At 39.1% G+C, this 17,389-nt stretch carries 21 protein-coding genes and 1 other annotated feature; all 21 genes read right to left on the bottom strand.

Features of this window, described 5'->3' with window-relative positions; all coding sequences use genetic code 11:
- Window positions 1-51 precede the first annotated feature (51 nt).
- The 21 genes from prfA to KQI66_RS05590 all read right to left on the bottom strand — a co-directional run bounded on the left by prfA (window position 52) and on the right by KQI66_RS05590 (window position 17,365).
- Window positions 52-1,119: a peptide chain release factor 1 gene (gene prfA / locus KQI66_RS05690; protein ID WP_216427712.1), complete on the bottom strand. Its 1,068-nt coding sequence runs from the start codon at window positions 1,117-1,119 to the stop codon at window positions 52-54.
- The gene (gene prmC, locus KQI66_RS05685; RefSeq protein WP_216427711.1) at window positions 1,120-1,980 is read right to left on the bottom strand and encodes a peptide chain release factor N(5)-glutamine methyltransferase; all 861 of its coding nucleotides are present in this window, start codon (window positions 1,978-1,980) and stop codon (window positions 1,120-1,122) included. It abuts the gene before it with no gap.
- Window positions 1,981-1,982: 2 nt separating this feature from the next.
- A complete protein-coding gene (locus KQI66_RS05680) occupies window positions 1,983-2,987 on the bottom strand; it encodes a DUF1385 domain-containing protein (protein WP_216427710.1) in 1,005 nt (334 codons plus the stop codon).
- A 130-nt stretch (window positions 2,988-3,117) separates the two neighbouring features.
- Entirely contained in the window at window positions 3,118-3,321 is a 204-nt protein-coding gene (rpmE, locus tag KQI66_RS05675; RefSeq protein ID WP_216427709.1) for a 50S ribosomal protein L31, read from the bottom strand.
- Window positions 3,322-3,422: 101 nt separating this feature from the next.
- Window positions 3,423-4,889, bottom strand: a complete 1,467-nt coding sequence (rho, locus tag KQI66_RS05670) for a transcription termination factor Rho (protein ID WP_216427708.1) — start codon at window positions 4,887-4,889, stop codon at window positions 3,423-3,425.
- A 19-nt stretch (window positions 4,890-4,908) separates the two neighbouring features.
- The gene (locus tag KQI66_RS11275; RefSeq protein WP_253287683.1) at window positions 4,909-6,216 is read right to left on the bottom strand and encodes a LysM peptidoglycan-binding domain-containing protein; all 1,308 of its coding nucleotides are present in this window, start codon (window positions 6,214-6,216) and stop codon (window positions 4,909-4,911) included.
- A 225-nt stretch (window positions 6,217-6,441) separates the two neighbouring features.
- A complete protein-coding gene (gene gltX, locus KQI66_RS05660; protein ID WP_216427707.1) occupies window positions 6,442-7,896 on the bottom strand; it encodes a glutamate--tRNA ligase in 1,455 nt (484 codons plus the stop codon).
- A 124-nt stretch (window positions 7,897-8,020) separates the two neighbouring features.
- On the bottom strand, window positions 8,021-8,188 hold the full coding sequence (locus KQI66_RS05655) for a hypothetical protein (RefSeq protein ID WP_216427706.1): 168 nt from the start codon (window positions 8,186-8,188) through the stop codon (window positions 8,021-8,023).
- Window positions 8,189-8,259: 71 nt separating this feature from the next.
- Window positions 8,260-9,498: a DUF1015 domain-containing protein gene (locus KQI66_RS05650; protein ID WP_216427705.1), complete on the bottom strand. Its 1,239-nt coding sequence runs from the start codon at window positions 9,496-9,498 to the stop codon at window positions 8,260-8,262.
- 15 nt (window positions 9,499-9,513) lie between these two features.
- Entirely contained in the window at window positions 9,514-10,689 is a 1,176-nt protein-coding gene (locus tag KQI66_RS05645) for a phosphoglycerate dehydrogenase (RefSeq protein ID WP_216427704.1), read from the bottom strand.
- 31 nt (window positions 10,690-10,720) lie between these two features.
- Window positions 10,721-11,803: a 3-phosphoserine/phosphohydroxythreonine transaminase gene (gene serC, locus KQI66_RS05640; RefSeq protein ID WP_216427703.1), complete on the bottom strand. Its 1,083-nt coding sequence runs from the start codon at window positions 11,801-11,803 to the stop codon at window positions 10,721-10,723.
- A 370-nt stretch (window positions 11,804-12,173) separates the two neighbouring features.
- Complete coding sequence (locus KQI66_RS05635) at window positions 12,174-13,109, bottom strand: copper amine oxidase N-terminal domain-containing protein (RefSeq protein ID WP_216427702.1); 936 nt, start codon at window positions 13,107-13,109, stop codon at window positions 12,174-12,176.
- An 18-nt stretch (window positions 13,110-13,127) separates the two neighbouring features.
- Entirely contained in the window at window positions 13,128-13,406 is a 279-nt protein-coding gene (locus KQI66_RS05630; RefSeq protein WP_216427701.1) for a hypothetical protein, read from the bottom strand.
- A gap of 190 nt (window positions 13,407-13,596) precedes the next feature.
- On the bottom strand, window positions 13,597-13,968 hold the full coding sequence (rplL, locus tag KQI66_RS05625) for a 50S ribosomal protein L7/L12 (protein ID WP_216427700.1): 372 nt from the start codon (window positions 13,966-13,968) through the stop codon (window positions 13,597-13,599).
- 70 nt (window positions 13,969-14,038) lie between these two features.
- Entirely contained in the window at window positions 14,039-14,539 is a 501-nt protein-coding gene (rplJ, locus tag KQI66_RS05620; protein ID WP_216427699.1) for a 50S ribosomal protein L10, read from the bottom strand.
- A gap of 31 nt (window positions 14,540-14,570) precedes the next feature.
- Window positions 14,571-14,709, bottom strand: a sequence feature (ribosomal protein L10 leader region).
- Window positions 14,710-14,744: 35 nt separating this feature from the next.
- The gene (rplA, locus tag KQI66_RS05615; protein ID WP_216427698.1) at window positions 14,745-15,440 is read right to left on the bottom strand and encodes a 50S ribosomal protein L1; all 696 of its coding nucleotides are present in this window, start codon (window positions 15,438-15,440) and stop codon (window positions 14,745-14,747) included.
- Between the two features lie 13 nt (window positions 15,441-15,453).
- Complete coding sequence (gene rplK / locus KQI66_RS05610; RefSeq protein ID WP_177937303.1) at window positions 15,454-15,879, bottom strand: 50S ribosomal protein L11; 426 nt, start codon at window positions 15,877-15,879, stop codon at window positions 15,454-15,456.
- 90 nt (window positions 15,880-15,969) lie between these two features.
- The gene (gene nusG, locus KQI66_RS05605) at window positions 15,970-16,512 is read right to left on the bottom strand and encodes a transcription termination/antitermination protein NusG (protein ID WP_216427697.1); all 543 of its coding nucleotides are present in this window, start codon (window positions 16,510-16,512) and stop codon (window positions 15,970-15,972) included.
- Window positions 16,513-16,531: 19 nt separating this feature from the next.
- On the bottom strand, window positions 16,532-16,813 hold the full coding sequence (gene secE, locus KQI66_RS05600; RefSeq protein WP_216427696.1) for a preprotein translocase subunit SecE: 282 nt from the start codon (window positions 16,811-16,813) through the stop codon (window positions 16,532-16,534).
- 27 nt (window positions 16,814-16,840) lie between these two features.
- Window positions 16,841-16,990, bottom strand: coding sequence for a 50S ribosomal protein L33 (rpmG, locus tag KQI66_RS05595; RefSeq protein WP_216427695.1), 150 nt, complete (start codon window positions 16,988-16,990; stop codon window positions 16,841-16,843).
- A 114-nt stretch (window positions 16,991-17,104) separates the two neighbouring features.
- The gene (locus KQI66_RS05590; RefSeq protein WP_216427694.1) at window positions 17,105-17,365 is read right to left on the bottom strand and encodes a TIGR03905 family TSCPD domain-containing protein; all 261 of its coding nucleotides are present in this window, start codon (window positions 17,363-17,365) and stop codon (window positions 17,105-17,107) included.
- Window positions 17,366-17,389: the final 24 nt, after the last annotated feature.

Genomic DNA, 17,389 nt, shown 5'->3' with positions numbered 1-17,389 from the left:
TATACATATAATCTTATTACATTATATGATTCAAACGCCTGTCTAAAATTATTATTCTTCTGTCTTAAGCTTTTCCGCCTGTTCAGCGGCAGTAAGCGTATCGATTATTTCATCAATATCGCCTTCCATTATTGAATCTATCTTATAAAGCGTAAGATTGACTCTGTGATCTGTAACTCGCCCCTGCGGAAAGTTATATGTTCTTATTCTTTCATTTCTGTTGCCTGTTCCGACCTGTGCTTTTCTTTCTCCGGCAATTTCTGCATTGTGCTTTGCAAGCTCCATGTCGTAAAGTCTTGCATACAATACCTTCAAAGCCTTATTCTTATTTTTAAGCTGGCTCTTTTCGTCCTGACATGAAACAACTATGCCTGTAGGTATATGCGTTACACGCACAGCCGAATCGGTTGTGTTTACGCACTGTCCGCCGTTTCCCGATGCACGGAAAACATCAATTCTTACATCATTCATATTAAGGTCTACATCAACCTCATCTGCCTCCGGAAGAACTGCAACCGTTACCGTTGATGTATGTATTCTTCCGCCAGACTCAGTCTCCGGAACTCTTTGAACTCGGTGTACACCACTTTCATATTTAAGTCTGCTGTATGCACCCTGTCCGGTAATCATAAAGCATACTTCTTTAAATCCGCCGAGGTCACTTTCACTGGCGCTCATAAACTCTGTCTTCCAGCCATGCTTTTCAGCATATCTTGTGTACATTCTGAAAAGGTCACCGGCAAACAGTGCCGCTTCGTCGCCGCCGGCACCGCCTCTTATTTCCATAATTACGTTTTTATCATCATTTGGATCCTTCGGAATAAGCATAAGCTTAAGCTCCTGTTCGGTTTCCGCAAGCTTAGTCTTGTTTTCAGCCAGTTCTTCCTTTAAAAGCTCACGAAATTCCTCATCCGGATTATCGTCAAGCATTTCTATCGCTTCTTCAACAGCCTTTTTTGCATCGCAATATTCACGATATTTCTCCGCAATGGGCGTAACTGTGCTGTATTCCTTCATAAGTGCCTGCCAGCGTGTCTGGTCGGCAATTATATCCGGATCATTTATAAGTGAGGAAAGCTCCTCATGTCTGTTTATAAATTCAGCTAAACGATCAAACATTTATTTCCTCCTGTATGCCGAAACAACACGGTCAAGTCCGCTTAAATCTTTCAAAACCTCTATATCTGTATATCCGTTATTTATTAATATCTCACTTACGCCTTCAGCCTCATCATAGCCTATTTCAAAGAATATACCGCCGCCGGCATTGAGCAGTTCAAAGCCGTCAGATGCTATTTTTCTGTAAAAATCCATACCGTCATCGCCTCCGAAAAGTGCATTTGACGGTTCATAGTCTTTAACGTCCGGCATAAGTGTTTCCATATCCGCTTTATTTATATACGGCGGATTGGATACTATAATATCATATTTTCCATTTTCGGGTAAACCCTTAAATATATCTCCGTCATAGAAAAAAGCTCTGTCCGAAACATTATTAAGCTCCGCATTCTTTCTTGCAAGCTTAACAGCAGTCGGATTTATATCTGTACAACGGCATACGGCATTTGTATATTTTGCAATGCTTATTGAAATACAACCGGTTCCTGCACCGACTTCCGCAACAAGAGCCTTTCCGTTTCTCTTTTTTGCCTCTTCTATAACTCTTTCAACCAATATTTCCGTATCCGGACGAGGTATAAGAACACCGTTTTCAACATAAAAATCCAAGCCCATGAATTCTCTGCTTCCGATTATATACGCAGTCGGCTCATTTTTAAGCCTTCGGTTTACACACCGATTAAAATATTCAAGCTGTTCCTCAGTAAGCATTTTGTCTCCTTCGGTTATTATATGAATTCTGTCCATTCCGACAGCCTTCATCATAAACAGCTCTGCATCAAGTGCATATTCCTGTATTCCGGCTTCCTTCAATATCTTTTTTGCATTATATAACAGCATTTTTATACTGCCTGTTTCCATATTTACACCGTTTCCTTTACTGTTTCTTCCGGTTCAAGATATTTCCATTTAACATGATATTCCGGTACAGCCTCCGGCTCTTCCTCCATAATTACAGACACAAGTGCGGCTATTGCACACTCTATTTCATCGTCCTTCGGTTCTGCCGTAGTAAGCTTTTGCAGACACATACCGGGTGCACTTATTATTTTTACCAATGTTGAGTCGCTTCTGCCTGCCCATTTAATTATTTCATAGCTTATACCGGATACAAACGGCACAAGAAGTATACGGCTTAAAAGTCTTAAGCCGATATGGTCGGTTCTTATAAAAACAAACACAATCATGCTGACAAGCATAACTATAAGCAAAAAGCTTGTTCCGCAACGCTTGTGCATTCTTGAGCATTTCTTTACGTTTTCAACAGTAAGTGCCTTTCCAGATTCAAAACAGTTTATTGTTTTATGCTCTGCTCCGTGATATTCATAAACACGTTTTATTTCCTTCATTCTTGATATTATGAATATATACACAAGGAATATTGCTATTCTTATTAAACCTTCTATAACACCGAGAAGATATGTGCCGGATATAAATTTATTAAACAAGCTTCCGAGAACTACCGGAAGAAGAAAAAACAGCACAAGTGCAATAATCATGGAAACACCGACACTGAAATACATAAGATAATCAGTAAGCTTGTCTCCGAATTTATCCATAAGCATTTTTTCAAATTTAGACGGTTCTTCCTCTATTTCTTCTCCGGCAAGAGATGCACTTCTCATAAGTATTTTTGTTCCGGTTACAAGCGAATCTATAAAAGCCGACATTCCTCTGAAAATTGGCAGTTTAAAAAGGCCTATGTTTCCGAGAACCGTTTCATTTTCTTTCTTTTCGACGGTAATCTCTTCATCGGTTGTCCGCACAGCTGCCGCATATATTTTACGGCCCCTCATCATAACTCCTTCTATTATTGCCTGTCCGCCGTAATAGAAAGTAGGTTTGTTTTTTGTATTTTCATTAGGCATATTGTATTCCTTCTTTACTTTTTAAATGTAAGTGTAGTAGCCTGTTATTTTTATTTCTGTATATTTCCAAATTTTGGTCAAATACGCAAAAAGGGCTGGCAACAAATGCCCGCCCTCTCTCTTTTTAAAATTACTTTCTGCCGTATTTCTTGTTGAATTTCTCAACACGTCCGCCGTTTTCAAGGAGGAGCTTCTGGCTTCCTGTGTAGAACGGATGGCATTTTGAGCAAACTTCAACAGTGATTTCATCTTTAGTAGAACCTGTTACGAATTCATTGCCGCAATGACATTTTACTTTTACCTGTTTGTACTCAGGATGGATACCTTTCTTCATTGTTATTCACCTCATTCTGTATACTCGTTGATCAATAGTTTCTATCTCTATTTATAGACAACAAATAGATTATAACATACTGCTTTTCATCTTGCAATATACTACTTTACAATATTTTTCTCCATTTGTGACAATCTTTCCACAAATTCTTTGTTGTTTTTTGTCTTGGTCATCATTTCGATAACAAACGGAGTTGTTTCAGCCGCATTGGACATACCGGCCATTCTTCTCATTGCATACATTGCCTCAAGTTCTGCCTTGCTTAAAAGAAGTTCCTCTCGTCTTGTGCCGCTTTTGTTCACATCTATGGCAGGGAATATTCGTCTTTCGGCAAGCTTTCGGTCAAGAACAAGCTCCATATTGCCTGTTCCTTTAAATTCCTCGAATATAACCTCGTCCATTTTGCTTCCTGTGTCTATCAGTGCTGTTGCAAGAACAGTAAGGCTTCCGCCGTTTTCTATATTTCTTGCTGCACCGAAAAATTTCTTAGGAAAATACAATGCAGACGGATCAAGACCGCCCGAAAGAGTTCTTCCGCTGGGAGGAACAATAAGATTATAAGCTCTCGAAAGCCTTGTTATGCTGTCCAGAAGTATAACCGTATCCTTACCTTGTTCAACCATTCTTTTGGCTCTTTCAAGCACCATTTCCGCAACAAGCTTATGATGCTCCGGCTTTTCGTCAAATGTTGAATAAACAATATCCACATTATCGCCTTCGATTGAACGCTGAATATCCGTTACTTCCTCGGGACGCTCATCGATAAGCAGCATTATGAGATTTACTTCCTTATGATTTTTGGTTATCGCATTGGCAAGCTTTGTGAGCAAAATTGTTTTTCCTACCTTAGGCGGAGCAACAATCATTCCTCTCTGACCTTTGCCTATCGGTGAAACCAGATCTATAATTCTTCCGCTTATTTCGTCCCTTGTTGTTTCGATTTTCAGCTTTTCACAGGGATATATCGGTGTAAGATTTTCAAAAACAGGTCTTCCGACAGCTTTATCCGGATTATCTCCGTTTACGCTCTTGACATAAAGTATTGCATCATAGCGTTCGCCTTCTCTTGCCGCACGGGTAACACCCATTACGTTATCGCCGGTTCTGAGCCCAAATCTTTTTATCTGTGACTGCGCTATGTAAATATCATTATCGCCCTGTTCAAAATTTTCCGTACGGAGAAAACCATAACCGTCAGCCATTATTTCAAGAATACCGTGGCTTATTTCGCCTTCGGCAGATGCCGGATCGGGCTGTTTTTCTTTCTTATCCGACGTATCCGTTTTTTCGGATTTTTCATTTTCCTGTGATTCAGACTGCTGAGGTTTATTGTTTTTTTCGAATTTCTCGTTTTTCTCCGTTTTTTCGGATTTATCCTGTTTATTTGCACCTTCGGCAGCCGATTTTTCGTTCTTTTCGGCCGCCTCCGCTACATTTATTTCATGTATTGCTATTTTAATATTTTTCAAAAGCTCGTCTTTTTTCATTCCGCTTATGCGTTTGATACCGAGCTTTTTCGCTTCTTCTCTAAGCTCTGCAAGCGTTTTGCCCTCTAAGTCAAGGTACATATTTATTCATTCCTCCGAATTATAACGCAGGTATGGTAAGGACTGTACCAGCCTGGATTGTATCTTTTTCAGTAAGACCGTTGGCAGAAAGAATCTTTGTATAGTATGAGCCGTTTCCGTAAACCTTTGTTGCGATTCCCCAATATGTGTCGCCGCTCTGAACAGTATATGTTGTTGAACCGGCAGATGTTGAATTGGAGCTCTGGTTAGTATTGGTCTGGCTGTTGTTTGTTGTTGAAGCGTTTGTTGTATCTCCGTTTTCACCATTGCTGTCTGTGCCGTTTGTTGTCTGTCCACCGCCAAGAGCTTCAACCTGTTCTGTAAGGCTAAGGTTGTCAAGCTTAAGCTGTTCATATTCCTGTTCCATAGTCTTATATGTTTCAATCTGCTCATTAAGCTTAGAAACCTGTCCCGAAAGCGATGCAGCCTTATAAATAAGGAATGCAAATACAACGATAACAACAGCAATTATAACTATTCTTACAACGCTGTTTCCGGAATGCTTTTCATCATAATAATCATCATCTTCACGGAAAAGCTCATTGAGATTAGCCTGTTTATCAATGTTTGAAAGCTCAAGATCCTTTTCATCGATACGTTTACGTTTCTTTCTTGCAGGTCTTTCTTCTCTCAAATGCTCTTTCTTTGCTTCTTTTTTAGAATGATGCTTCTTTAAAGGCTTTTCCTCTTCAACTCTTTCTTCCGGAGCATTTTCATTTTCGTTTTCGTCCTCAAATTCAAAATCATCATATTCGGACTCATCAACAGGTGTAACATTGCCGCCGCCGAGCATCTGTGCTATTTTTTCGGCTGTAATGTCGTTTTCGCTCTTGTTTTCGGCAGGTTTTTCCTCCGGCTCTTCCGATTCCTCCTGTGCAGCCTCTGCAGCACCGTGTTTACTTGCCGCTGATGCGGAAACAAGGCCTTTTGTGAAGCTTGTTACATCATCAATATCTTCGTTAAAATCATCTGTTGCCGGTTCCTCCGGAATTTCATCAACAGGATCCTTTGAAGGTGCAACATCATGAACAGGTTCCTCTGTTGTATTCTGTTCTTCTGCGTATTCCGTTTCTTCCGGTTCCTCCATAGCTCTTCTGTTTTTTGCTCTTGCGGATCTTATTCTCATGTTGTGAGTAAGCTCATCACTTACCTCTTTTTTCATAAGCGGATGTGTTCCAATAAGCATTTCCGCTACATCTTCCGGCATATCGTCATAAAGCTTTTTATAGTATTCGCTTGAGCCGAAAGTTGTTTCTGAATTTTCATCTTTCTGCACATCATCAATTTCCTCATTGTTGAGGTTATCGTTATTCATATTATCGTCCATATTTTTATTATCCTCCTGACAATATATATGTGTCAACAACTGTATGTTTACATAGTTATCCACTGTAAGATACTTTATTGTCTTATTTTACATTTCCTTAGCCGATGTGTCAACATCCGAGGCTTTTATTTAAGTATATTGTAATTTTTATATAAGACATATAATGCGGTTAAAAGCAAAACGAGATATGCACAAATACAGTACATATCCCGTTTAAATCAATTTTTATTCTGCCGCTTCGAGAAGCTTAATTCCTTCTTCTATTCTTCTTATTGTTTCCTCTTTGCCGAGAATTACAGCAAGCTCTGTTGCTCCTCCGGGTGATGAAGGTTTGCCGGAGAGAGCTGTTCTTACCGGCCATAAAATCTGACCGTTCTTAAATTCCATGCTCTTTGCAAGTCCCATAAGACATTCATAAAGACTGTCATTTGTCCAGTCCTCATGTGCCTCAAGAACAGGTACAACAGCCTTAAGTGCTTTAAGTGCAATTTCGGGTGTTGTTTTCATCTTTTTATGAACATAGAGATCTGTTGAATATTCGGGAAGCTTATCCACAAAGTCAACCATTTCTGCTATATCATTGAGTGTTTCAAGTCTTGTTTTGAGAAGCTGTGCAATAAATTTAAGGTCAACTCCCGGAGTTTTAACAGCGTCCTTAAGTCTGCTTTCGGCAAGCTCATAGAACTTATCAAAATCCATAGCCTTAATATATTCACCGTTCATCCATGTGAGCTTTTTAATATCAAAAATAGAAGGTGACTTGCTTATTCCGGATATATTGAATTTCTTTATAAGCTCATCCATTGTGAATATTTCCTGGTTGTCCGAAGGACTCCAGCCAAGAAGTGCAATGTAGTTCATTATTGCATCTACAAGATAACCTTCGTTTATAAGATCCTCAAATGACTTATCTCCATGACGCTTTGAAAGCTTATGCTGTGCATCTCTCATAACGGGCGGAAGGTGGATATATGTAGGTGCCTCCCAACCGAAAGCATCATAAAGAAGATTATATTTAGGTGTTGATGAAAGATACTCACTGCCTCTTACTACATGGGTTATTTTCATTGTATGGTCATCAACTACATTTGCGAAATTGTATGTCGGGAAACCGTCGGATTTAATAAGTATCTGGTCATCAAGCTCGCTGTTGTCAACAGTAATTGAGCCGTATACAACGTCCTCGAATGTTGTTGTGCCTTCGTTAGGCATAAGCTGACGTATAACAAAAGGCTTTCCTGCCGCAAGATTAGCCTCTATCTCTTCCTGGCTGAGTGAAAGACAGTGACGGTCATATCTTGCAAAGGCATCACCATGCTCATTGCTTGCCTTAAGTGAGTCCAGACGTTCCTTTGTACAGAAGCAGTAATATGCTTTGCCTTTTTCCACAAGCTGTAAAGCATAATCCATATACATTCCCATTCTTTCGCTCTGTACATAAGGGCCGTAATCTCCGCCGACATCGGGACCTTCGTCATGCTGAAGACCTGTCATTTTGAGTGTATTGTAAATAACGTCAACCGCACCATCAACCTTTCTTCCCTGGTCGGTGTCTTCTATTCTGAGTATAAATTTGCCGCCCTGTGATTTGGCAATAAGATATTCATAAAGTGCTGTTCTTAAATTTCCGATGTGCATATAACCTGTCGGGCTTGGTGCAAATCTGGTTCTTATCTCCATTGTTTTACCTCCGATAGTATTCATATTTATTCTATAATATCATATACTTTTAAGTTATAATTGTAAAGCAAAAAAAGCAGAGGCCTGCATAAATCGCAGACCTCCTGCCGGTAAAATCAGTAATTTACATCATTTTCTGCTCTGCTTTATCCAGACAGTTTTCCGCTTTTTCAAGCACATCTCTACCGTCCTGAACAATCTGTCTGCCCTTATCCTTGTTTTTATCCAGATAATAAGCTCCTGCCATTGCACCGATACCGCCTAAAATCAATCCATTGACAAATCTGCCCATACAGCCACCTCCATAAAAAATAGCGTACCTCAAAATCAGGTACGCTATTAGTATTTCATATATTTATATTTTTAATCCAACGAATGAATAAATAAACCGCTTCTTAATTTTGGCTCAAACCATGTTGATTTTGGCGGCATTATTTTGTTTTCGTCCGCTATTGTCATAAGCTGGTCGATTGATGTGGGATACATTGCGAAGGCAACCTTCATTTCTCCGCTGTCAACTCGTCTTTCAAGCTCACCAAGTCCTCTTATTCCGCCGACAAAGTCAATTCTTTTATCGGTTCTGATGTCGCCGATGCCAAGAATAGGAATAAGCACATTGTCCTGTAAAATCGAAACATCAAGTCCGGCAACGGCATCGTTTACACGAAGATTTTCCTTTGCAGTAAGCATATACCATTTTTTATCAAGATACATACCAAAATCATATTGCTTTTCGGGCTTCGCTTTGCCTTCAGCCTCATGTATATCGAATTTTTCGGCAAGCTTATTCATAAATTCTTCGCTTGTCATTCCGTTAAGATCCTTTACAACTCTGTTGTAATCCATGATTTTGAGCTGGTCTGACGGGAATATAACCGCAAGATAGTAGTTAAATTCTTCATTACCTGTATAATCCGGATGCTCCGCACGTCTTTTAAGACCGACTTTAGCCGCCGACGCATTTCTGTGATGTCCGTCCGCAATATAAAGATTGGGAACAGCCTTGAAAAGCTCAATAAGCTTATTTGCCGTTTCATCATTATCTATTACCCATGCTCTATGTTTTATTCCGTCTTCTGCGGTAAAATCATAAACAGGTGCATTTTTCTTTACATTTTCGATGATCGCCGATATTTCATCAACGGTTCTGTATGCAAGGAATATAGGGCCGGTGTTTGCGTTGCATATGTCTACATGATGTATTCTGTCCTGCTCCTTATCCTCTCTTGTAAGCTCATGCTTTTTAATTATGCCGTTGAGATATTCGTCAATAGATGTACAGGCGACAAGACCTGTCTGGCTTCTGCCGTCCATAGTAAGCTCATATACATAAAGCATAGGCTTATTATCCTGTACAAGTATTCCGTCACTTACCAGCTTATCAAGGTTTTCCTTTGCCTTTGCATAAACCTGAGGTGAATAAATATCCGTATCGACAGGAAGGTCTATTTCCGCTTTATCCACATGAAGGAATGAATAAGGCTTATCCTTAGTCATCTCTCTTGCTTCTTCGCTGTTTACAACATCATAAGGAAGTGCCGCAACAGCCTCTGCCATTTCGCTTGTGGGACGTATAGCTTTAAATTTTCTGATTACAGCCATATTATCAGCCCTCTCTTATGCTTCCTGTACTATTCTTACACGGCAGATACCTTCGATTTTTCCAAGCTCTTCAACAAGCTTGTCTGCTTTTCCGCCGAATGTATCAAGGTCAATAAGTGTATAAGCCCATGCACCCTTACTCTTATTAACCATGTTATCAATGTTGAGTGCGTCTGCTGAAAGTATGTTTGTGATTGCACCGACCATACCTGATACATTTTTATGTAATAATGCAATTCTTGCCTTTCCTGTGTAAGGTGCGTCACAGTTAGGGAAGTTTACCGAATTTTTAATTATACCGTATTCAAGATACTGTTTAAGCTCGATAGCAGCCATTTCTGCACAGTTGTCCTCACTTTCGGGTGTTGATGCACCAAGATGAGGAATACAGATTACATTTTCAAGCTCAATAACCTCTCCGTCAGGGAAGTCTGTAATATATTCTGTAATTGTTCCGTCTGCAAGTGCAGTCTTAAGTGCCTCTGTGTCAACAAGACCGCCTCTTGCAAAGTTAAGAAGTCTTGTACCTTTCTTTGTTGCTGCAAAAAGCTCTTTGTTATACATTCCTCTTGTATTATCATTAAGAGGTACATGGATAGTAATATAATCACATTCGGCAACAAGTGCCTCCATGCTTGCAGCCTTAATTACATCGCTTGAAAGATTCCAAGCCGCATCAACAGAGAGGTAAGGATCATATCCGTATACTTCCATACCAAGAGCAACAGCCGCATTGGCAACAAGTACACCGATAGCTCCAAGGCCGATTACGCCAAGCTTTTTGCCCTTTATTTCGGGGCCTGTGAACTGGCCTTTGCCTTTTTCTACAAGCTTATCAACATTTTCTTTGCCTTTTAATTCCTTTGCCCATTCGATACCGGCAACGATCTTTCTTGATGAAAGGAAGATACCTGTAAGAACAAGCTCCTTAACGGCATTTGCGTTTGCACCGGGAGTATTGAATACTACGATACCTTTTTCCGAACACTTATCAATGGGAATATTGTTTGTTCCTGCACCTGCTCTTGCAACGCCCGCAAGTTTTTCTGGAAGCTCCATATCCTTCATTTCGTAGCTTCTTAAAATTATACCATCGGGATTAGCCATTTCTCCGCTTACAGCGAATTTTTCCGGCTCAAGTTTATTTAAACCAACCTCTGAAATTGAATTTAATGTCAAAATATTATACATGCTATATTCCTCCGTATCCGACAAGCTTGAATTATTTGTTTTCAAGCTCAAACTTCTTCATAAACTCAACAAGCTTTTCTACGCCTTCAACAGGCATTGCATTGTACATGCTTGCTCTCATACCACCTACTGTTCTGTGTCCCTTAAGGTTTACAAAACCTGCTGCTGTTGCTTCCTTAATGAACTTAGCGTTAAGCTCTTCTGTAGGAAGAATGAAAGGTGCATTCATAAGCGAACGATCCTTAGGTACAACAGTTCCTTTGAAGAAATCGCTTGAATCAAGGAAATTGTAAAGTATTCCCGCTTTCTTTTCGTTGATTTCCTGAACTGCCTTTACACCGCCCTGTTCTTTTACCCATTCAAATACAAGACCTGCAACATAAATTGCAAATGTAGGAGGTGTGTTGTAAAGTGAATCGTTATCTGCATGTGTCTTATAATCAAGCATTGTAGGTGTAAAGTCCATAGCATTTCCGATAAGGTCATCACGAACAATTACAACAGTAACACCGGCAGGGCCTACGTTTTTCTGTGCTCCTGCGAAAAGAAGACCGAATTTGCTTACGTCAATTTCTTCTGAAAGAATGATTGAAGAAATATCTGTTACAAGAGGTACGTTTCCTGTATCAGGAAGCTGTGTATATCTTGTTCCGTAAATAGTGTTGTTGTATGTAATATAGAAATAATCAGCTTCGGGATCGAATTTGCTCTTGTCAAGTTCGGGAATATAGCTGAATACTTTATCCTCTGAAGAAGCAACTACGTTTACCTTACCATATTTAGATGCTTCTGATTTAGCTTTCTTTGACCACTGTCCTGTAAGAACAATATCACATTTTTTATTTTTGTTCATAAGGTTTAAGGGAATCATGGCAAACTGTGTTGAGCCGCCACCCTGTAAGAAAAGAACCTTATAGTTATCGGGAATATGCATTAACTCACGGAGTGTAGCCTCTGCGCTCTGAATTATCTTTTCGAAAGGCTTAGATCGATGACTCATCTCCATTACTGACATGCCTGTGTCTCCGTAACAGACAAGCTCCTTCTGTGCCTTTTCGAGCACTTCGAGCGGTAACATAGATGGTCCGGCAGAAAAATTGTAAACTCTTTCCATTGTAAATAAGCCTCCTTAAAATAATAGATATACCTGAGAGTATTTCTCTCAGAGTAATTTGTGTTTGTTCCGCATATTATACCAATATACTATGAAATAAGTCAAGTCTAATTCCTACTAAAAGTATAGTGGTTTACTCCAATAAATTGACCTTATTTTTACATTATTGTTGTTACACTTTAATCAAACAATCTCCTATTGTTTTAATAGGAGTTCTCAAATATGTAAAATGTGTTCAAATCATAAAAAATCATTTAATTCTTTTTGTGTAAAACTAAAGAAAATATATGTTAATAAAAATACATTTGTCCACACAGTAGCAACTAACACATTAACATAAAAGAACGGCCTTAATAACCGTTCTTCAACTTTATCCTTCTATTTCAAAATATTCTGCTCTACCTATGTTTGATGCTGTATTGATTATTTCAGTCACAACGCCATAAACATATTTTCCGTCTTTGTATTTCTTTAATACTCTTTGTTTTTCCACAACTTCATTTTTGTAAAGCTTGATTTCTTCAAGTGCCATCTGTTTAAGCTCTTCATCGGAATAATATTTTATATCCGGAAATTCTTCATCATCAATACACAAAGGATTTCCCTTTATTGTCAGCTTTATTGCCTCATTATTGCATATATAAAAATCATATCCGCTGTCGGTTCTGAAACCGTTAAGCTTATATTTTAAAGACAGTATGCTTAAATTTGTTATTCCGCCCACATTAACCGACGAATTTTCAGATACCGCAAATTTATTTATATCAAAATTTTCATCTATATTTCTTCTGATAAATTCTGATATATATTTAAAATCCTCGTTTTCTGCATCACAGGCAATCGGCATATCAAGCTTAATCTCTCTTTCATGCTTTCCGTCATACACCGGGATTTCCGCAATGCTACACAAATCAACACTATCACCATTCCAGTCAACAGTATAACCGGAATTTTCGGTAACAAACCTCAACGGCATATAGGTTCTGTCGTTTCTCAATATCACATTATTGCCGCAATCAACAGCAGTAGTTTCTCCGTTTTTTCTTATCTGCACCAAGGAAGAGCCGACCGCAAGAATCATTTCGGTATCTTTATTTTTCGCCGTAATTCTTCTGTCGTTCCATTCTACCGTATAGCCCATTTTTTCGAACACAGCTCTGTAAGGAACAAAAGACCTGTCATCTTCAATAATTGCCGAAGTGCCAATGTCATTTCCGTTCAACCTTACCGAAATATCCTTTCCGTATGCTGTTGTTGTTACAGCCATAAAAATTAAGCTGATTAATACTGATTTTTTGATATTCATAGCGTCAACTCCATTAAATTATAAGCTTACATTCTCACCGACTTCCTTAAGAACATATCTTGCCTGTTCAAGTGAATTTTTGTCCACATATACATAATACTGTGTTTCATATTCGGTTCTCTCAAAAATTGAAACCCATGCACCGGTTCTTCTGTTTGCAATTCCATCATATCTTGTAAATACATAGTATTTTATGTTATGTTCATTCAGGGTATTGATTACTTTTGATAAATCTTCTATTTTGTAGGTCATAAATAACTCTCTTCTGCCCTTGAAATATTCAAGAAATCTCGTCATAAAACCTCAACCTTTCCAACAAGCTCAAATGTCATTACATAACAACCTTATTAATTTTAATTTATCATAAGAAAACCACTATTTCAACAATCTTCAAAATTTAGAACAGAAATACTGTTTTCCGCCACAAAAAAGAACGGCCATAAAATGACCGTTCTTCGAAATTTCAGCTATAAGTTTTAAATTAAAATTACTTAAGTGTAACTTTAGCGCCAACTTCTTCAAGTTTTGTCTTGATAGCTTCAGCATCTTCCTTAGAAGCCTGCTCTTTAAGTGTCTTAGGAGCGTTGTCAACAAGCTCTTTAGCTTCTTTAAGTCCAAGACCTGTTACTTCTCTAACTACCTTGATAACTTTGATCTTTTCTGAACCAACTTCTGTAAGTTCTACGTCAAAGTCTGTCTTTTCTTCAGCTGCTGCTGCAGGGCCTGCTGCTACTACTGCAACACCTGCTGCTGCTGATACGCCATATTTTTCTTCTGCTGCCTTAACGAGGTCGTTAAGTTCGATAACTGTAAGTTCGTCTACAGCTGCAAGGATTTCTTCGATTGTTAATTTTGCCATTTTATAGCACCTCCGATAATATTTTTAAAACTTTTTTCTCTGTTTAAATTTCTGTTCTTTGCCGAATAAATTATTCAGCTGCTGCTTCGTTGTCCTTGTCTGCAATCGCCTGAATAACTCTTGCGAATGAAGAAATGGGGCTCTTGAAGCTTCCGAGAAGCTTGGAAATAAGAACTTCTCTTGAAGGGATGTCAGCGATAGCCTTGATACCTTCTGCATCATAAACGATACCTTCTACAACGCCGGCCTTAAATTCAAGGTTCTTTGCTGTTTCAGATACTTTTTTAACAATAGCAGCACCCTTTGTTGCTTCTTCATATGCGATAACAACTGCTGTAGGTCCCTCAAGATACTGAGAAACACCTTCAAACTGTGTGCCTTTAATTGCGAAGTTGATCATTGTATTTTTGTATACTTTGTAATCAACGCCAGCTTCTCTGAGCTGTTTTCTTAAGTCTGTATCCTCAGCAACTGTAAGTCCTCTTGCATCAACAAGTACAAGTGATACAGCCTTGTCAAGTTTTTCTTTAATTTCGTTAACAACGGCCTGTTTTGCTTCGATCTTTGCCATTTTAACACCTCCTTAAGTTTTTTATAAGGATTGCCGTAAATAAACAGCCCCTTCGTCATTGCAGACAAAGGGGCTCAAGTACTCTTTTTTAATCAAGTCTCCTCGGCTGGCAAGGTTTTCACCTTTTATGCTTTCGCACCTGCTGTCTGCGGCAATATTCAACTATTTGATTATATCTCAAAAGTCAATGCCTGTCAAGCACTGATTACTCAGAAATCTTTGCAGGGTTGATTTTGATGCCGGGGCCCATTGTTGATGTAATAACAACGCTCTTAAGATACTGGCCCTTTGCAGTTGCAGGTTTAGCCTTGAGAACTGCGCTCATAAGAGTCTGGAAGTTTTCGAGTAACTTTTCTGTACCGAATGATACCTTACCAACGGGAACATGGATAATGTTTGTTTTGTCAAGACGGTATTCAATCTTACCAGCTTTAATATCCTTGATAGCCTTTGTTACATCCATTGTAACTGTGCCGGCCTTGGGGTTAGGCATTAAGCCCTTAGGTCCAAGTACACGACCAAGACGACCAACAACACCCATCATATCAGGTGTAGCAACTGCAACGTCGAAACCGAACCAGTTTTCACCCTGAATTTTAGGGATAAGATCTTCTGCGCCAACAAAATCTGCTCCTGCTGCTAAAGCTTCATCAGCTTTATCACCTTTAGCAAATACTAATACACGAACTGTTTTACCTGTACCGTGTGGAAGAACAACGGCACCACGAACCTGCTGATCAGCATGTCTGCTGTCAACGCCCAAACGAATATGTGCTTCAACTGTCTCATCAAACTTTGCAGCAGCTGTTTCCTGTACAAGTTTGATAGCTTCATCTGTATCATAAAGCGTAGCTCTGTTTACAAGCTTAGCTTTTTCTGTATATTTCTTTCCTCTTTTCATTACTGTACCCTCCTTATTCCTCTACAACAATACCCATGCTTCTTGCTGTACCGCAGATCATGCTGTATGCGGAATCAAGGTTAGCAGCGTTAAGATCGGGCATTTTCATTTCTGCGATTTTCATAACTTCATCTTTAGAAATCTTAGCTACTTTTGTTTTGTTGGGTACACCTGAACCTGACTCAATCTTGCAAGCCTTCTTAAGAAGAACTGCTGCGGGAGGAGTCTTTGTGATAAATGTGAAGCTTCTATCCTGATATACTGTGATTACAACAGGGATAATAAGACCTGCCTGAGATGCTGTTTTTTCATTGAATTCTTTGCAGAATCCCATGATATTTACACCGTGCTGACCAAGAGCGGGACCTACCGGGGGAGCCGGTGTTGCCTTTGCAGCCGGAATCTGTAATTTAATATAACCTGTTACTTTCTTTGCCATTGTGGCACCTCCTATAAAATGTGGTAATTAACGGGGAACTGTCCCTCCCACGCACATCCGAAAACGGACATGCTTTCCAAAAACGAACAATTACATCTTGATAACCTGGTTAAAGTCGAATTCTACCGGTGTTTCACGACCGAATATCGAAAGAACAACCGTAACAGTCTTTCTCTGCTCATTGATTTCTTTGATCTTTCCGATTGAATCAACAAAAGGTCCGTATGCAACCTTAACAGTATCGTCAACCTCCATATCAAAGTTTTCGGAAACAGTTTCAATACCCATCATTCTTACTTCTTCGGGAGTAAGCGGAACGGGCTTGCTTTCGGGGCCTACAAAGCTTGTAACGCCTCTTGTGTTTCTTACTATATACCATGTATCCTCATTCATAATCATTTTGATAAGCACATATCCGGGAAATGTCTTTCTCTGAACAGTCTTTTTCTGACCGTTCTTCATTTCAACAACCTCCTGAACAGGCACGCTTACCTCATGAACATAATCCTGCATACCACGGTTCTCAACGATTTTTTCGATATTAGCTTTTACTTTGTTCTCATATCCGGAATAAGTATGAACAACATACCATCTGCTTTCGCCTTCAACCGGCTTATTGATTTCTTCTGACATAACAATCTTCCTTTTTAAATCAGCCTAAAAGGCCTACAATTAAATTAATAACTGTTGTGTAAACAGTATCCATTCCGAAAATAATAACACCGATTATCAAAGATGTGCAAATTACTGTGATTGTATTTTTTCTGACTGTTTCACGATTAGGCCAGATAATTTTTTTGAATTCAGCTTTACAGTCAGCCGCTTTTTCAGATAAGCTCTTCTTATCATTCTTTTTCTTATCGGTCTTTTTAGCCGCAGTCTTTTTCACTTCGTTTTTTTCGTTTGGGTTTGTGGTTTTCTTTTCTTCTTCCATTACATTTTCACTCCCTTCGAGCTCAAATTACTTTGTTTCTTTATGGAGAGTGTGTGTTTTGCAGAATCTACAATATTTTTTTGTTTCCATTCTGTCAGGATGAGTTTTCTTATCCTTTGTAATACTGTAGTTTCTCTGCTTGCATTCTGTACATGCTAAGGTAATTCTTGTTCTCACAACTTCCACCTCCTGTTATTAAATTCAAAGGCAAAAACGGCACACTAAAACAAGCATACCTATGCCAATCATATCGATACTATCATAAGTACCGCCCTTTGTCAACAAATTTTATCAAGCGTTTTTCTGTTTTTCAAGAACTGCTGTAAGTGCCGTTGCAAGCTGGTCCGGACAGCTTGTGCTCTTCATTCCGCATCTTACTCCCTTAAGTTTTGCAATTACGTCTTCAACCTTCATGCCTTCGACAAGCTTTGAAATTCCCTGAAGGTTTCCGTTGCAGCCGCCTGTATAAACTACGTCTTTAAGTATTCCGTCCTCAACCGTAAACTCGATAAGTCTTGAGCAAGTGCCTTTTGTTTCATATTTATATCTCATAGCGTTTCATCCTTTTCTATATTA

Origin of the sequence: Anaerotignum sp. MSJ-24 (assembly GCF_018918145.1) — a bacterium.
Lineage (GTDB): Bacteria > Bacillota > Clostridia > Lachnospirales > Anaerotignaceae > Metalachnospira.
This window is presented reverse-complemented; position numbering and strand designations above follow the sequence as displayed.

What these genes read in the sequence shown, in the direction of transcription:
- KQI66_RS05650 (WP_216427705.1), bottom strand. Translation starts at nt 9,498, where the DNA reads ATGGCTGTAATCAGAAAATTTAAAGCTATACGTCCCACAAGCGAAATG.
- rplL (WP_216427700.1), bottom strand. Translation starts at nt 13,968, where the DNA reads ATGGCAAAATTAACAATCGAAGAAATCCTTGCAGCTGTAGACGAACTT.
- KQI66_RS05635 (WP_216427702.1), bottom strand. Translation starts at nt 13,109, where the DNA reads ATGAATATCAAAAAATCAGTATTAATCAGCTTAATTTTTATGGCTGTA.
- rplK (WP_177937303.1), bottom strand. Translation starts at nt 15,879, where the DNA reads ATGGCAAAGAAAGTAACAGGTTATATTAAATTACAGATTCCGGCTGCA.
- gltX (WP_216427707.1), bottom strand. Translation starts at nt 7,896, where the DNA reads ATGGAGATAAGAACCAGATTTGCACCAAGCCCGACAGGTTATATGCAC.
- rho (WP_216427708.1), bottom strand. Translation starts at nt 4,889, where the DNA reads ATGTACCTTGACTTAGAGGGCAAAACGCTTGCAGAGCTTAGAGAAGAA.
- serC (WP_216427703.1), bottom strand. Translation starts at nt 11,803, where the DNA reads ATGGAAAGAGTTTACAATTTTTCTGCCGGACCATCTATGTTACCGCTC.
- prfA (WP_216427712.1), bottom strand. Translation starts at nt 1,119, where the DNA reads ATGTTTGATCGTTTAGCTGAATTTATAAACAGACATGAGGAGCTTTCC.
- rpmE (WP_216427709.1), bottom strand. Translation starts at nt 3,321, where the DNA reads ATGAAGAAAGGTATCCATCCTGAGTACAAACAGGTAAAAGTAAAATGT.
- rplA (WP_216427698.1), bottom strand. Translation starts at nt 15,440, where the DNA reads ATGAAAAGAGGAAAGAAATATACAGAAAAAGCTAAGCTTGTAAACAGA.
- secE (WP_216427696.1), bottom strand. Translation starts at nt 16,813, where the DNA reads ATGGAAGAAGAAAAGAAAACCACAAACCCAAACGAAAAAAACGAAGTG.
- KQI66_RS05630 (WP_216427701.1), bottom strand. Translation starts at nt 13,406, where the DNA reads ATGACGAGATTTCTTGAATATTTCAAGGGCAGAAGAGAGTTATTTATG.
- rplJ (WP_216427699.1), bottom strand. Translation starts at nt 14,539, where the DNA reads ATGGCAAAGATCGAAGCAAAACAGGCCGTTGTTAACGAAATTAAAGAA.
- prmC (WP_216427711.1), bottom strand. Translation starts at nt 1,980, where the DNA reads ATGGAAACAGGCAGTATAAAAATGCTGTTATATAATGCAAAAAAGATA.
- KQI66_RS11275 (WP_253287683.1), bottom strand. Translation starts at nt 6,216, where the DNA reads ATGGACGATAATATGAATAACGATAACCTCAACAATGAGGAAATTGAT.
- KQI66_RS05645 (WP_216427704.1), bottom strand. Translation starts at nt 10,689, where the DNA reads ATGTATAATATTTTGACATTAAATTCAATTTCAGAGGTTGGTTTAAAT.
- KQI66_RS05590 (WP_216427694.1), bottom strand. Translation starts at nt 17,365, where the DNA reads ATGAGATATAAATATGAAACAAAAGGCACTTGCTCAAGACTTATCGAG.
- KQI66_RS05680 (WP_216427710.1), bottom strand. Translation starts at nt 2,987, where the DNA reads ATGCCTAATGAAAATACAAAAAACAAACCTACTTTCTATTACGGCGGA.
- nusG (WP_216427697.1), bottom strand. Translation starts at nt 16,512, where the DNA reads ATGTCAGAAGAAATCAATAAGCCGGTTGAAGGCGAAAGCAGATGGTAT.
- KQI66_RS05655 (WP_216427706.1), bottom strand. Translation starts at nt 8,188, where the DNA reads ATGGGCAGATTTGTCAATGGATTGATTTTAGGCGGTATCGGTGCAATG.